The following is a 13,782-nucleotide window of genomic DNA, read 5'->3' as shown; positions in this document are numbered from 1 at the left end:
TAGCGTGCTCGCCATGAACGACGTCACCCAGACCGAACCGCTGGCCGAGCCGCCCGTCGCCGGAAGCGAGGTCGACACGCTGCTCGGGGCGCTGGAGCGCAACCGCCGGACGTTCGCATGGAAGTGCGGCGGGCTGGACGCTGCCGGTCTGAAGAAACAGCACCCGCCGTCGACGGTGACCCTCGGCGGGCTGCTCAAGCACCTGGCGCTGGTCGAGGACGACTACTTCACCCGCCGGCTGCTCGGCAAGGAGCTCGGGGCGCCGTGGGACACGGTCGACTGGGACGCGGACCCGGACTGGGAGTGGGGCAGCGCGGCCGACGACTCCCCCGAGGACCTGATGGCGCTCTGGGAGGCATCCGTTGCCCGCTCCCGCGCCGCGGTCGCCGAGGTCCTCGCCGTCGGCGGTGTGGACCAGCTCGCCAACTGGAAGGGCCGCGGCGGCGCGTCGCCGAGCCTGCGCTACATCCTCGTCGACCTGATCGAGGAGTACGCCCGCCACACGGGCCACGCCGACCTGATCCGCGAATCCATCGACGGCCTCACCGGCGAAGGAATCCCGCAGTCCTGAGCGGATCTGCAGGCCACCACAATCGCTCCCACTCGGCGCATCTGAGCGCGGCAGCCCCGCCTACCCGGCGATTGTGATGGCCTGGCGATCCGGGCCCACCCTGTCGGAAAGCCGACAGTAGCGAGCTGTTGACAGTCGGTGGTCCCCTCACGGAACGATGAGAGCGCTCTCTCAGGCGACGTGAGGAGAAACGAGATGCGCTTCAGAAGCAGAGTGCTGGGTGTCGTCGCGGCTGCGGCGGCTGTGGCCGGGGTGCTTTCGGCGGTCCCGGACCGGCCGGCGGACGCGGCTGTGCCGGCGACGATCCCGCTGACGATCACGAACAACTCGGGTCGCGGCGACACGGTCTACATCTACAACCTGGGCACGAACCTGGCCACCGGCCAGCAGGGCTGGGCCGACGCCTCCGGCGCCTTCCACGCGTGGCCGGCCGGCGGCAACCCGCCGACCCCGGCGCCGGACGCCTCGATCCCGGGCCCGGCCAACGGTCAGTCGACGACGATCCAGATGCCGAAGTTCTCCGGCCGCGTCTATTTCTCCTACGGCCAGAAACTCGTCTTCAAACTCACCACGGGCGGCCTGGTCCAGCCCGCCGTACAGAACCCGAGCGACCCGAACCGGAACATCCTGTTCCACTGGTCGGAGTACACGCTCAACGACGGCGGCCTGTGGATCAACAGCACGCAGGTCGACATGGTCTCCGCCCCGTACGCCGTCAGCGTGAAGGGCGCCGACGGGACCACGAAGACCACCGGCCACCTCAAGCCCGGCGGCTACAACGCCGTCTACAACACGCTCCGCAACACCGCGGGCGGCTGGGGCGGCCTGATCCAGACGGCGCCCGACGGCTCGGTCCTCCGCGCGCTCTCGCCGCTGTACGGCGTCGAGACCGGGGCGCTTCCGGCGAGCACGATGGACGACTACATCAACCGCGTCTGGTCGAAGTACAGCTCGGAGACGCTGACGGTCACACCGTTCGGCGACCAGCCGAACACTAAGTACTTCGGTCGCGTGTCCGGCGGCGTCATGAACTTCACGAACAGCTCCGGCGCCGTCGTCACCTCGTTCCAGAAACCGGACTCGGCCAGCGTGTTCGGCTGCTTCAAGTTGCTCGACGCACCGAACGACCAGGTCCGCGGCCCGATCTCCCGCACCCTGTGCGCGGGCTACAACCGCTCCACCCTGCTGACGAACCCGAACCAGCCGGATCCGAGCGACGCGAACTTCTACCAGGACGCGGTCACCAACCAGTACTCGAAGATCATCCACTCCCAGATGGCCGACGGTCACGCGTACGGGTTCGCCTTCGACGACGTCGGCAACCACGAGGCGCTCGTCCACGACGGGAACCCGCAACAGGCCGGACTGATCCTGGATCCGTTCAGCTGAGGGCTTGACTCCTTCCTCGGTTAGTGGCAGCTTACCGTTCGTGGGAACTTACGGATCACTCGAAGCCGCCGGACCGGTGCTGGACGCGCTCGGCGACCCGACGCGCCGGGTGATCCTGGAGACGCTGCGCACCGGCGGGCCGTGCTCGGTCGGCGTACTGGCCGAGCGCGTGCCCGTCAGCCGGCCCGCGATCTCGCAGCACCTGAAGGTGCTCGGCGCGGTCGGTCTGGTGCAGCACGAGTCGCGCGGGACCCGGAACATCTACCGGGTCCACCAGGCCGGTCTCGACGAGCTGCGCAGCTGGCTCGACCGGTTCTGGGGCGACGCGCTGCAGGCGTACGCCGACCATGTGCAGCGGACGGTCAAGCGGACCGAGGAGGAACGGGAATGACTGTGGAACAAGACATCTCACCACTGGTGAAGACCGTCGTCGTGCCGGTCGGGGTGGACCGGGCGTTCGAGGCGTTCACCGCGGAGACGTCGGCGTGGTGGCCGCTGTTCAGCCACTCCGTCGGCGCGGCGGCGGCGAACGAGGTCCGGCTGGAAGGCGCCGTCGGCGGGCGCATCGTCGAGTACGGCGCCGACGGCGAGATCGCGACCTGGGGCACGCTGTCGCACTGGGAACCGCCGGCGTCGCTGAGCTTCAGCTGGCATCCCGGCCAGGATCCGTCGGAAGCCGGGCAGGTCACCGTGACGTTCGAGGCGACCGGTGAGGGCACGCAGGTCCAGCTCGTTCACTCGGGCTGGGAGCGCCGCGGCGACGGCGGCCGGGCCCGGCTCAGCTACGACACCGGCTGGGACTACGTACTGGGCAAGTACGTCGAACACGCACGCTAGCTAGAGTCGCCCGCGTGACCATCAAGTTGAACGACGCCGCTCACCGGCTCCTGGACGACGTGAATCCCGGCGTACTGGCCACGCTGAATCCTGACGGCAGTCCCCAGACCTCCGTCGTCTGGGTCGGCCGGGACGGTGACGACCTGCTGATCTCATCAGCAGCCGGCCGCCGCAAGGTCACCAACGTCCAGCGCGACGGCCGGGTCAGCCTGACGGTCTACGACCGCTCCAACCCGTTGCGGTACCTAGAGGTGCGCGGTACCGCGACGGTGGACGAGGATCCCGGCCGGAGGCTGGCCGTCACACTGGCCGAGCAGTACGAGGGCACTGGCTCCGGAGCCGAGTACCTGGAGCTGCCACCGGAGGTGGTGCGGATGGTCGTCCGCATCACCCCGCAGCGGCTGGTCGGCACCTTCTTCGACTGATCACTGGGCAAGCCGGTCAGGCACGCTCGATAGTTGATGGATGGCGAATCCTCCCTCGACGCACGCGCCCTGGAAGCCGCGCTGCGGCCGCATGGCGAGTCCGTCATGCTGCCGCGGGCGGCGTACGTCGATCCGGACGTGCTCGCCTGGGAACGCCGGCACTTCTTCGCCGGCACCTGGACCTGCCTCGGCCGCGTCGACGAACTCTCCGACGGTACGACGTACCGCGAGGTGACCGTCGGCGACATCGCGACCGTCGTCACGTTCGGAGACGTGCCGCGGGCGTTCGCGAACGTGTGCCGGCATCGCGGACACGAGTTGCTGGAGCGCGCGGAGTCGGGCAGCCGGCCCGCCCTGGTGTGCCCGTACCACGGCTGGTCGTACGAGCTGGACGGCTCGGTGAAGGCCGCGCCCCGGATGGGCGACGCCTTCAGTGCCGAACCGTATGGTCTGGTCGAGCTGCCGGCCGAGGTGTGGCACGGCTGGCTGTTCGTGAACGCAACCGGTACGGCGGCGTCGTTCGCGGACCATCTCGGCGGGATCACCGACCTGGTGGCGCCGTACGCGCCGGAAGCCCTGGCGCTGAGGGCGCGGCACGCGTACGACGTGGCGGCGAACTGGAAGACGATCGTGGAGAACTACCACGAGTGCTACCACTGCCCGCTGATCCATCCCGAGCTGTGCAAGGTGTCGCCGCCGACGTCGGGCGACAACTGGAACCTGCCCGGCGCGTGGGTGGGCGGGCTGATGGACCTGCGACCGGGCGCCGAGACGATGTCGCTCGACGGCCGGTCGCTCGGGGTACCGATCGACGGGGTGAACCCGCGGCAGGTCAACTACCTCGGGCTGTTCCCGAACCTGCTGATCTCACTGCACCCCGACTACGTCATGACCCATCGGCTCGAGCCGCGCACACCGGACCTGACCGCGATCGAGTGCTCGTGGTACTTCCGGCCCGAGGTGAGCGATCCGACGTACGCCGTCGAGTTCTGGGACATCACGAACCGCGAGGACTGGGCTGCCTGCGAGTCGGTTCAGCGCGGCGCGGAGTCCCCGCACTTCCGTCCCGGACCGCTGGCGCCCGCGGAGGACGCCGTCTACCAATGGGTGACGATGCTCGCCCGCGGCTACCTCGGCAAGCCCCTAAGCATCCAGTAACGATCGCGGCGGCGGCGCGTGTTCTTCCTTTGGCCTAAGCGTACAAGGAATCGACCGAGCGCACGCTCGGTTATCCACAGGCTCAGTAGCCCAGCGTGAAACGGCGCTGGTTGTGGGCCGCGGCCTCGGCCTCGTCGACCAGGGCGACGGCGTAGTCCTCGGCGGAGATGTGGTCGCCGACCGGCTCGTCCTGGCCGAGCCGGAAGACGCCGGTGCGCTCGCCCGGGGCGATCACGAACGCCGGGGAGAGCATGGTCCAGTTCACGTCGCTGGCGCGCAGGTTCTCGAGCGCCTGCGAGACGGTCAGCGACTCGCCCTTGTACTCGGCCGGGAAGTCCGGCCCGTCCACCACCCGGTTGCCGTTGACAACAAGGCTGCCCGCGCCGCCGACGACCAGCAGCCGCGTCGCCGTCCCCCGCACGGCGGCGATCAGGTTGTCGACCGCGTCCAGGTACTCCTGGTGGTCGCCGCCGGTCCGGCTCGGCCCGATCGCCGCGACCAGCACGTCCGCGTCCGCCGCCAGCTCCTTGGCCGCCGCCACGTCGTTCGCGCTCGCCTGCACCGCGCGGACGCCGTCCGGCACCTCGCCACCCGAGCGCGTCGCGCCGGCCACCTCGTGGCCCCGGCTCACCGCCTCCGCCGCCACCCGGCTGCCGACCATCCCGCTCGCGCCGAACACCGCGATCTTCATCTCTGCTCCTTGTCCGTTGACCTGCGACCGACGGTATCTATTGGTAACTGGCTACTTCAACGTGCTATAAGTACCTTGTGGTAACTAAAGGCGACGCCTTCGACCCGAACTGCCCGACCCGCGCGATCCTGGACCGGATCGGCGACAAGTGGACGGTGCTCGTGGTGCTGAGCCTGCGCGGCGGCCCGCTGCGCTTCACCGAGCTCCGCGACGGCATCGGCCGGGTCGCGCCGAAGGTCCTCACCCAGACCCTGCGCCGGATGGAGCGCGACGGCCTGATCACCCGCGCGGTCTACCCGGAGATCCCGCCGCGGGTGGTCTACACGCTGACCCCGATGGGCGCCTCCCTGACCGCACCGATCGCCGCCGTCACCGACTGGGCCGAGACGCACATGCCCGCGATCACCAAGGCCCAGCAGCGGTACGACGACTCCGCCTGAGAGGATCCAGCTCGCCACTCAACCTTTCCTTCGGGTCATGCCATCTCAAGGCTGACCGAGTTGAGTGAGATGGGGGTTGGAATGGATCCAGGACGCGACCACGAATTCGCCGAGTTCGTGGACGGGCGGTTCACCGCGCTGCAGAGGTTCGGCTACCTGCTGACCGGTGAATGGCACCTCGCCGAGGACCTGGTGCAGACCGCGCTGACCAAGGTGTGGTTCCACCGGAACTCGTTGCGCAGCAGCAGCGCTCTGGAGAGCTACACCCGGACCGTGATGGTGAACACCAGCACTCAGTGGTGGCGCCGGAAGTGGCGCGGCGAGACACCGACCGAGCAACTGCCCGAACCGCAGGCCCGGGAGGAGTACGGCTCGGTCGACGACCGGGACCTGTTGCTGCGGGCACTCGCCGGGCTCCCCCGCCGGACCCGCGCGACGCTCGTCCTGCGGTACTTCGAGGACCTGCCGGAGGCCGAGATCGCCCAGATCATGGGCTGCTCGGTCGGCACCGTGAAGTCCAACGTCTCGCGCGGACTGGCCAAACTCCGCGAACACCACCTGGTGGCCGCCATTTCCGTTCCGGCCCAGAAGGAGGGCTGACGCATGACCGATGATCTCAAGCAGCAGTTCGAACGCCTCGTCGCCGACCCGCCGCCGCTCGGCGCGCGGCCGAGCGAATCCGTGTTCGCCCGGGTGCGTACGGCGCGCCGCCGTCGTACCGCCGGCGTCGTGACCCTGGCCGCGGCGGCCGTCGTCGCCGTCGCCGTTGCCGCGGGCAACCTCACGGACATCAACAGCAGCCCGCCGGTGACCAACACCCCGAGCGCACCGTCCACGGTCGTCACCGGGCCGCCCACCGCCACACCGACGACCACCCCGCCGAACACCCCGACGAACACGCAGACCAGCACACCGCCCGCCGCGCCGGGCAGCACCGCGACGAAACCTGCGACGTCGGGTGTGACCGGGGCCGCGCGCACGACGAACACCCCGCCGCCTGTCGCCAACCACACCTCGAACACACCTGATGCCCCGACGCTCGGAGTGCAGGTCACGCTGAAGCCGGCCGTTCAGGGGCGGACCCTGACCATGAAGGTGACCGTGTCGGGAACCGCGTTGGTGCCGACGGATCTCATCAACCACCGGCCGCTCTCGACCTCGCAGACCACCTTCCTCGACCTTCTGGGTGGAACGCAGTACTTCTTCGGCGACGGCGGCCAGAGCGGCTCCGACGCCGGCGCGGTGGACTGCCTGAGCGGCACGAAGCCGACGACCGGACGGCAGACCTACACATTGCAGGACGGGTCCACGCCGCCCAGCACCCACACGTACGCGAAGGCAGGCACCTACACGTTCAAGTACACGGTCCGGTACTGCGGCACCGACGGCTGGGTGCCGGTGACGAAGTCCACGAAGGTGACGATCAAGTAGGTCAGATGGTCCAGGCGTGGTCGGAGGTGCCGGTGGTGGGGAGGCCGGCCGCCTTCAGGTCGGTGCGGAGGTCGCGCGGGAGAGCGAACGTCAGGCTCTCCTCCGCGGTCGTGACCTCCTGGACCTCGGCGTACCCGCGCTCGGCCAGCCAGCGCAGGACGTCGCGGACGAGCACCTCCGGCACGCTCGCACCACTGCTCACGCCGACCGAGTCGACGCCCGCCAGCCAGGCTTCGTCGATCTCGTCGGCGAAGTCGACCAGGTAGCCGGCCTTCGCGCCGTGCTCGATCGCGACCTCGACCAGGCGCACCGAGTTCGACGAGTTGCGGGAGCCGACGACGAGCATCAGGTCCGCCTCGGGCGCCAGCTTCTTGACCGCGGCCTGGCGGTTCTGGGTGGCGTAGCAGATGTCGTCGCTCGGCGGGTCCTGCAGGTGCGGGAACCGCTCGCGCAGGCGCCGTACGGTCTCCATCGTCTCGTCCACGGACAGCGTGGTCTGGGACAGCCAGACGACCTTCTCGGGGTCACGGACGGTGACGTTCGGCACGTCGTCGGGGCCGTCGACGAGGTGCACGTGGTCGGGCGCCTCGCCGGAGGTGCCGATGACCTCCTCGTGGCCCTCGTGGCCGATCAGCAGGATGTCGTAGTCGGTCGCGGCGAACCGCTTCGCCTCGTGGTGCACCTTGGTGACCAGCGGGCAGGTCGCGTCGATCGTCTTCAGCTGCCGTGCGGCCGCCTCCTCGTGCACCACCGGGGCGACCCCGTGTGCGGAGAAGATCACCGTCTCGCCCTCGGGCACCTCGGCGGTTTCGTCGACGAAGATCGCGCCGCGCTTCTGCAGCGTCTGCACGACGTACTTGTTGTGCACGATCTCCTTGCGCACGTACACCGGCGGCCCGTACAGGTCGAGGGCCTTCTCCACCGCCACCACGGCCCGGTCGACGCCCGCGCAGTACCCGCGGGGGGCCGCAAGCAGCACCCGCTTGGTCTTGGTCGCGGTCGTCGTACCGGTGTCGTCAGGCTGGGAAGTCACGGTCCCCATGGTACGGGCCGCCTGGAACGGCTCCTGATGCGCGCCGGATGGACGTCGGGGAGCCGTCCGCCCTGTCCGGACGGCTCCTCCGTGGGAGGTGTTACCGATGAGTCAAGAATGCCCCGGAAACACCTTCCCCGCAAAGGATTTTCCGGCCGCCCACCCGCGCAGCGCCGCGAAGTCCGCGCCGGTGAGCCCGACCCGCGGGTCGACGGGGCAGATCAGCTGGTGCGCACCGGAAAACCGGACGTTCTCGGCCTCCCCCACCTCGTCGTCCACCCAGGCGAACGACCGATCGCCCACCCAGTCCGCGACGTACGGTGTTTTCCACGAACCGCGCCGGACCGGCGTGCGATCGGGCCACAGGATCGTCGGAAGATCCGACGGAAGCCCGAGCAACGGCGACAGCAGTCGATTCGCGCCGTGCTCCCAGCTGGTCGCCCAGACCAGGTCGAAGCTGCCGGCGAGCGCCGCCAGCTCGGCGCCGTGGCGCGGATCGATCAGCACGCGCCAGGTCTTGACGCCCTCGACGATCTCCCGCGGCTGGTAGCCCGGTGGCGCCTGCTCGGCGCGGTGCGGATTGAGAGGGCCGTCGAAATCCAGCAGCAGGAGGGGGCGCATTACTCAACGTTAGGGAATGTCGGTGCGGGGTCGTAGGGTCTGGGAGTGGCTTTGGAGACCTCGCCGGAAGCGCCGGCGGCCGTGCGCACGATCGCGAACGGGATCGCGAGCTGGATCAACCAGCTCGGTGCCGTGTGGGTCGAGGGGCAGCTGACGGACGTCTCGATCGGCCGGGGTACGACGACGGTGTTCGGCACGCTGCGCGACACCGACGCCGACATCTCGCTGCGCTTCACCTGCAACCGGCGGGTGTTCGAGACCGTCGACGTCCGGGACGGTTCGCGGGTGCTGGTGCACGCCAAGCCGAACTTCTTCGCCCGCCGCGGCACACTCGCGCTCGCGGTCAGCGAGATCCGCCACGTCGGCATCGGTGAGCTGCTGGCCCGGATCGAGCGGCTCAAGCAACTGCTCGGCGCCGAGGGCCTGTTCGAGCCGTACCGGAAGAAGAAACTGCCGTTCCTGCCGCACACGATCGGACTGATCTGCGGGCGCGACTCGGCGGCCGAGCGCGACGTGCTGGAGAACGCCAAGCGCCGCTGGCCGGCGGTCGCGTTCCGGATCGAGTATGCGTCGGTCCAGGGCCCGTCGGCGGCCGGCGAGGTGATGACCGCGCTGCGCAAGCTCGACGCGGACGAGTCGGTCGAGGTGATCGTGATCGCCCGCGGCGGCGGATCCCTGGAGGATCTGCTGCCGTTCTCCGACGAGGGCCTGATCCGCGCGGTGTCCAAGACGGGCACGCCGGTGGTGAGCGCGATCGGGCACGAGCCGGACTCACCGCTGCTCGACCTGGTCGCGGACCTGCGCGCGTCGACGCCGACCGACGCGGCGAAGCGCATCGTCCCCGACGTGCGGGAAGAGCTGGACGGCGTGCGGCTGCTGCGCGAGCGCGGCCTGCGGGCGATCCGGTCCTGGCTGGATCGCGAGTCGCACGCGCTGGCGGCGATCCGGTCACGGCCGGCGCTCGCCGCGCCCGTCACGGACCTGCAGCGGCGCGCGGACGAGATCGCGGCTCTGGTCGAGCGCAACCGGCGGACGCTCACGCATCGGCTCGATCGCGCGAGCGACGACATCGCGCACCGGTTGGCGAGTGTGCGGGCGCTGTCCCCGAAGGCGACGCTAGAGCGCGGGTATTCCGTGCTGCAGCTGGCCGACGGGACCGCCGTACGGGAAGTGGCGCAGGTGGCGCCGGGTGACCTGCTGCAGGCGCGGGTCAGTGACGGCCGCTTCGCGGTCGAAGTCAAGACGGAGGAAGACAAGTGAGCGGCGACCGACCCGAGATGACCTACGAGCAGGCCCGCGAGGAACTCGTCGACGTGGTCCGCAAGCTCGAAGCCGGCGGCACCAGCCTGGAGGAGTCGCTGGCGCTGTGGGAGCGCGGCGAGGAACTCGCCGGCACCTGCCAGCGCTGGCTCGACGGTGCCCGCGAACGCCTCACCAAGGCCCAAGCCGCACACGAGGAGAAGGCCGACTGAACAGCCGACTGACAACGCGCCCGGCCCGCCCGGGCGACCTGCTGGGCGCCGCCGAGGCGCGGGTGGCGAGTTGGCGCGGAGCCTTCACCGGCCTCGTCCCGCAGGACTTCCTCGACCGGATGGACCCGGGCTCGATCGCCGCTTCCTGGGCGGACAGCATCGCCGCCCGCCGCTCCCGGATCCAGGTGGCGGTCCTCGACAAGCGTGTGATCGGGTACGCCGGTGTCGGCCCGGAGCGTGATCAGGCAGCCCCACCGACCACGGGCGAGCTGTACGCGCTGTTCGTCCACCCCGACCACTGGGGAACAGGTGCCGGCCGCGCCCTGACCGACGCCGCGTGCGCCGACCTCCGCGCCTCGGGCTGCACAGTGGTCCAGCTGTGGGTGCTCGAGGCAAACATCCGCGCCCGCCGCTTCTACACGCGCTACGGCTTCACCGAGACAGCCGACCGGACGCACTCCTCGCTGGACAACCTGCCCGAGATCAGGCTGTCAGCAAGCCTGTAGCCACCGCCCGAAGGCCGGACTTCATCCGGTCGAGCTCGTACCCCTGCTCGCGCAGGGCGTTGTGCAGGTCGGCCGCCAGCGGCGCGAGCACCACATGCGCCGTGTAGTCCGCGTCCAGGTCCGGGCGGGCGGACTCGATCAGGTGCGACAGGTGGCGGTGCCAGAGATGGTACGAACCGATGCGGTAGCGCGCGCCGTCCGAGGCGTTCTCGCTGTCCATGAACAGCGCGACATGCCGGTCGAGCAGATCCAGGTAGGCGTCGAGGAAGGCCGTCACCCGAAGCACCGGTGACGTGCCCGGCCCGAGCGGCGGCGGGCCGCTGATGATCTTCGCCTGCAGCTCCTGCTCGCGCTCGTCGAGCAGCGCGACCGCCAGGCCCGCGCGGTCGCCGAAGCGGCGGAACACGGTTCCCTTCCCCACGCCCGCCGCCGCGGCGATCGCGTCCAGCGAGACGTTCTTCACCCCGTGCTCGGTGAACAAGCGCTCGGCGGCCTCCAGCACGCGTAGCCGGTTGCGGCGCGCGTCGGCCCGTTCCGGCCGTGGCTCCCCCACGACCGGAAGACTCCGTTGTGAAGCGGACTGCGGTCCGGTATTGTCGTTCATAAGACGGACTGTAGTCCGCTAAAGACCCTGGAGGAAGCAGACATGACCAACACGCACGCCCGGATCGCGATCGCCTACCACTCGGGCTACGGGCACACCGCGAAGCAGGCCGAGGCGGTGGCCGCCGGCGCCGCGTCGGTGCCGGGCACCGCGACCGACCTCGTGCCGCTGGACGAGCTGACCGAGCAGGTGTGGGAGCGGCTGACGGCCGCGGACGCGATCATCTTCGGCGCGCCGACGTACATGGGGAGCCCGAGCTGGGTGTTCAAGAAGTTCGCCGAGGAGAGCGTGCGGATCTGGGCGGCCGACCTCGCCTGGCGGGACAAGATCGCGGCCGGGTTCACCAACTCCAAGGCGATGTCCGGCGACAAGCTCAACAGCCTGGTCGACCTGGCCGTGTTCGCCGCGCAGCACGGGATGATCTGGGTCGGCCTGGACGTCTACCCGGGCTGGGCGGAGAGCACCGCGAGCATCGAGGACCTCAACCGGCTCGGCAGCTGGCTGGGCGCGATGGCCCAGTCCGACGCGGACCTGTCCGCCGAGAAGGCGCCGCCGGCGACCGACCTCCGGACCGCGGCCGCGCTCGGCGCGCGGGTCGCCACCGTCACCCACCGGCACCTGAGAGGAGCACTGGCGGCCTGATGGCATGGCTCATCCTGCTCGCCGCGGCGGCGTTCGAGATCGCGTTCGCGCTCAGCCTGAAACCGAGCGAGGGCTTCAGCCGCCTGTGGCCGACGCTCGGCGTGCTCGTGTTCGGCGTGATCTCGGTCGCCCTGCTGGCCAAGACCCTCGACCGTCTCCCGGTCGGCACGGCGTACGCGATCTGGACCGGGATCGGCTCCGTCGGCGTGGTGACGCTGGGCATCGTCATCTTCCACGAGCCCGTCACCCCGACCCGCCTGGCCTGCATCGCCCTGATCGTCGTCGGCATCGTCGGCCTCCGGCTGGCCGGCGCCGAGTAGGCGGACCTGCACCACTCATCAACCTGTTCGCGGCGCCGGTCCGCGGCGGGTTCTGAGCGGGCGGGCCGCCGCATCGGCGCAGTTGATGAGTGGTGGCCGTCCGGGCCGGGGTCAGCTCGGGGCGCGGCGCCGACGGCGGGTGGTGGTGGGGGCGACCGGAAGCGGATGCGTGTCGACGGGGAGCGCTTCGGGTACGGCGGAGCCGTCGAGGAGTTCGCGGTACGACGCCCAGGTGCTGGCGCGGGGCGGGATGTTGCCGATGGCATCGACTCTGGTGACCGGGTGGGTGCCGGCGGCGATCGGTCCCCACAGGTCGGCGTCGCTGCGCAGGCCGCGGAGTTCGCCGAAGAGCTCGCGGCCGAACCAGCACGGGTAGCTCTCGCCGTCGTCGTACCGGCAGACGCCGATCGGGGTGGCGGCCTCGGCGACCAGTGACCAGACGGTGGCCGAGGTGATGCCGGGCTGGTCACCGGCGAGGACGACGATCCCGTCGGCCCGCCGGTCGACCGCGTCGAGGGCCGGCACGATCGACGCGCTGCCGGTGTCGGAGTGCGGCGACTCGACCACCCGCACCCCGTCGAGGTCGACCCGGTCGTGGATCTGCTCCGACGCGCTGCCGAGCGTCACGACCAGCTGGTCGAACCCGCACTCCCGCGCGCCGTCGAGGGCGGCGCCGAACAGCGTGCCGCCGCGATAGTCCAGCAATTGCCAGGGCGCACTGAGATGCGGCGCGCTGTCGGCACCCAGCAAGAGCCCCGTGACGAACATCGGCGGGTCAACTCCCCACTCGGGACGGCGTGACCATGGAACGGCCCCTTCTGCTGTCCCCGAGCGTGCGCAAGCCGAGCTTCGATCGAACCGCTCGCCGACGGCGCGTGTCAACGTGCGTCCGGAAAGTGGTCGGAATTGCCCGAAAAATGGGCATTCCCGCGGACCCGCCGGGCGGGCCGGAATCAGCGCAGCGCGGCAGCGAACGTTTCCAGGGCCGGATATCCGGCATTTCCGGCGACGATCGTCGTCACCCCGGAACCCACCAGGATCAAGGCGTTCTCGTTCTTGCGGTCGAGCAGCACCTTGCGCTGCCAGCTGACGCCGGCGACCGTCGCGGTGCCGTCGTCCGACGTCCGGCCGAGCTTGTCGGAGACGAATTTCCCGCCGCTGACATTCGACTGCTCGAGGCCGACGTATTTCTTCTCGGTCGTCACGACCCCGAGGTGCCAGGTGATCGGCGCCTGCTGCGGCGTACGGAATTCCACGCTGGTCGCGGTCCACCCGGACGGCATCGGCTCCGGCCCGCGCACCCAGGCGGCGGCCTTGCGGGCGTCCTCCAGCTGGGCCGTGTACGAGACGGCGTTGGGCTTCTCCTCGGTCTTCGGCCGCCAGGTCACGGTGATCAGGAACGCGACCACCGCGAGGCAGATCACCAGCGCGAAGACCATGTTCCCGACGGTCTGCGACTTGCGCTTGTCCCGCCGGTACGCCTGCCGGTACTCGTTCGCCTCGGCCCGGATCTGCGCCCGCTCCCGCGCCTTCTCCAGCGCCGCGGCGTCGTCGGACGCTCCCTGACCTGTCGAACTCATGCCCACAGTGTCTCGCGACGCGCAATCCGCCCGAACACCGGCCAGGGGCGTTGGCTACGATC

20 protein-coding genes are annotated in these 13,782 nt (G+C 70.1%); 14 read left to right on the top strand and 6 right to left on the bottom strand.

Features of this window, described 5'->3' with window-relative positions:
- The first annotated feature begins 13 nt into the window (after window positions 1–13).
- From ACWEOO_RS36085 to ACWEOO_RS36060, 6 genes are all read left to right on the top strand, one after another.
- Window positions 14–571: a DinB family protein gene (locus tag ACWEOO_RS36085; RefSeq protein ID WP_452146870.1), complete on the top strand. Its 558-nt coding sequence runs from the start codon at window positions 14–16 to the stop codon at window positions 569–571.
- A gap of 195 nt (window positions 572–766) precedes the next feature.
- Entirely contained in the window at window positions 767–1,960 is a 1,194-nt protein-coding gene (locus ACWEOO_RS36080) for a glycoside hydrolase family 64 protein (RefSeq protein WP_452146869.1), read from the top strand.
- Between the two features lie 40 nt (window positions 1,961–2,000).
- Window positions 2,001–2,351 (top strand): ArsR/SmtB family transcription factor, encoded by a 351-nt coding sequence (locus tag ACWEOO_RS36075; RefSeq protein ID WP_359926252.1) that lies wholly within the window; start codon window positions 2,001–2,003, stop codon window positions 2,349–2,351.
- On the top strand, window positions 2,348–2,797 hold the full coding sequence (locus tag ACWEOO_RS36070) for an SRPBCC domain-containing protein (RefSeq protein WP_359926253.1): 450 nt from the start codon (window positions 2,348–2,350) through the stop codon (window positions 2,795–2,797). The genes ACWEOO_RS36075 and ACWEOO_RS36070 overlap by 4 nt, the downstream gene beginning before the upstream one ends.
- 14 nt (window positions 2,798–2,811) lie before the next feature.
- Window positions 2,812–3,222 (top strand): PPOX class F420-dependent oxidoreductase, encoded by a 411-nt coding sequence (locus ACWEOO_RS36065; protein WP_452146868.1) that lies wholly within the window; start codon window positions 2,812–2,814, stop codon window positions 3,220–3,222.
- 36 nt (window positions 3,223–3,258) lie between these two features.
- Window positions 3,259–4,380: an aromatic ring-hydroxylating oxygenase subunit alpha gene (locus ACWEOO_RS36060; RefSeq protein WP_452146867.1), complete on the top strand. Its 1,122-nt coding sequence runs from the start codon at window positions 3,259–3,261 to the stop codon at window positions 4,378–4,380.
- Between the two features lie 82 nt (window positions 4,381–4,462).
- Here the strand turns inward: ACWEOO_RS36060 and ACWEOO_RS36055 are convergent, their stop codons facing one another.
- Window positions 4,463–5,071: an NAD(P)-dependent oxidoreductase gene (locus ACWEOO_RS36055; protein ID WP_452146866.1), complete on the bottom strand. Its 609-nt coding sequence runs from the start codon at window positions 5,069–5,071 to the stop codon at window positions 4,463–4,465.
- Window positions 5,072–5,148: 77 nt separating this feature from the next.
- Between ACWEOO_RS36055 and ACWEOO_RS36050 the strand changes: the two genes are divergently transcribed.
- The 3 genes from ACWEOO_RS36050 (at window position 5,149) to ACWEOO_RS36040 (ending at window position 6,942) form a co-directional block, all read left to right on the top strand.
- Window positions 5,149–5,511: a winged helix-turn-helix transcriptional regulator gene (locus tag ACWEOO_RS36050; RefSeq protein ID WP_452146865.1), complete on the top strand. Its 363-nt coding sequence runs from the start codon at window positions 5,149–5,151 to the stop codon at window positions 5,509–5,511.
- 81 nt (window positions 5,512–5,592) lie between these two features.
- On the top strand, window positions 5,593–6,111 hold the full coding sequence (locus ACWEOO_RS36045; RefSeq protein ID WP_452146864.1) for a SigE family RNA polymerase sigma factor: 519 nt from the start codon (window positions 5,593–5,595) through the stop codon (window positions 6,109–6,111).
- A 3-nt stretch (window positions 6,112–6,114) separates the two neighbouring features.
- The gene (locus ACWEOO_RS36040; RefSeq protein ID WP_452146863.1) at window positions 6,115–6,942 is read left to right on the top strand and encodes a hypothetical protein; all 828 of its coding nucleotides are present in this window, start codon (window positions 6,115–6,117) and stop codon (window positions 6,940–6,942) included.
- Window position 6,943: 1 nt separating this feature from the next.
- Here the strand turns inward: ACWEOO_RS36040 and ACWEOO_RS36035 are convergent, their stop codons facing one another.
- Together ACWEOO_RS36035 and ACWEOO_RS36030 are read right to left on the bottom strand one after the other, a co-directional pair.
- Entirely contained in the window at window positions 6,944–7,984 is a 1,041-nt protein-coding gene (locus ACWEOO_RS36035; RefSeq protein ID WP_363717375.1) for a 4-hydroxy-3-methylbut-2-enyl diphosphate reductase, read from the bottom strand.
- Between the two features lie 102 nt (window positions 7,985–8,086).
- Entirely contained in the window at window positions 8,087–8,596 is a 510-nt protein-coding gene (locus tag ACWEOO_RS36030) for an HAD domain-containing protein (protein WP_452146862.1), read from the bottom strand.
- A gap of 45 nt (window positions 8,597–8,641) precedes the next feature.
- On the opposite strand from ACWEOO_RS36030, the gene xseA reads away from it, so the two are divergent.
- The 3 genes from xseA (at window position 8,642) to ACWEOO_RS36015 (ending at window position 10,574) form a co-directional block, all read left to right on the top strand.
- Entirely contained in the window at window positions 8,642–9,856 is a 1,215-nt protein-coding gene (gene xseA, locus ACWEOO_RS36025; RefSeq protein WP_355700482.1) for an exodeoxyribonuclease VII large subunit, read from the top strand.
- Window positions 9,857–9,873: 17 nt separating this feature from the next.
- Window positions 9,874–10,068, top strand: coding sequence for an exodeoxyribonuclease VII small subunit (locus ACWEOO_RS36020; RefSeq protein WP_363717445.1), 195 nt, complete (start codon window positions 9,874–9,876; stop codon window positions 10,066–10,068).
- A 62-nt stretch (window positions 10,069–10,130) separates the two neighbouring features.
- Window positions 10,131–10,574 carry an N-acetyltransferase family protein gene (locus tag ACWEOO_RS36015; protein ID WP_452146861.1) on the top strand — a complete coding sequence of 148 codons (444 nt, stop codon included), beginning with the start codon at window positions 10,131–10,133 and terminating at the stop codon, window positions 10,572–10,574.
- Here the strand turns inward: ACWEOO_RS36015 and ACWEOO_RS36010 are convergent.
- Window positions 10,552–11,127, bottom strand: a complete 576-nt coding sequence (locus ACWEOO_RS36010; RefSeq protein ID WP_452146860.1) for a TetR/AcrR family transcriptional regulator — start codon at window positions 11,125–11,127, stop codon at window positions 10,552–10,554. The two genes, ACWEOO_RS36015 and ACWEOO_RS36010, sit on opposite strands and share 23 nt — an antisense overlap.
- Before the next feature lie 93 nt (window positions 11,128–11,220).
- Between ACWEOO_RS36010 and ACWEOO_RS36005 the strand changes: the two genes are divergently transcribed.
- Together ACWEOO_RS36005 and ACWEOO_RS36000 are read left to right on the top strand one after the other, a co-directional pair.
- A complete protein-coding gene (locus ACWEOO_RS36005; protein ID WP_363717378.1) occupies window positions 11,221–11,820 on the top strand; it encodes a flavodoxin family protein in 600 nt (199 codons plus the stop codon).
- A complete protein-coding gene (locus ACWEOO_RS36000; RefSeq protein WP_359926282.1) occupies window positions 11,820–12,140 on the top strand; it encodes a DMT family transporter in 321 nt (106 codons plus the stop codon). Before ACWEOO_RS36005 ends, ACWEOO_RS36000 begins: the two co-directional genes overlap by 1 nt.
- A 111-nt stretch (window positions 12,141–12,251) precedes the next feature.
- On the opposite strand, the gene ACWEOO_RS35995 is transcribed toward ACWEOO_RS36000, so the two are convergent.
- Together ACWEOO_RS35995 and ACWEOO_RS35990 are read right to left on the bottom strand one after the other, a co-directional pair.
- Window positions 12,252–12,908 (bottom strand): nucleotidyltransferase family protein, encoded by a 657-nt coding sequence (locus tag ACWEOO_RS35995; RefSeq protein ID WP_452146859.1) that lies wholly within the window; start codon window positions 12,906–12,908, stop codon window positions 12,252–12,254.
- Between the two features lie 185 nt (window positions 12,909–13,093).
- A complete protein-coding gene (locus ACWEOO_RS35990; protein ID WP_452146858.1) occupies window positions 13,094–13,720 on the bottom strand; it encodes a DUF4245 domain-containing protein in 627 nt (208 codons plus the stop codon).
- Window positions 13,721–13,782: the final 62 nt, after the last annotated feature.

The organism is Kribbella sp. NPDC004138 (assembly GCF_053603655.1).
Note: the sequence above shows the minus strand (reverse complement) of the source record. Positions and strands in the feature narration are given on the sequence as shown.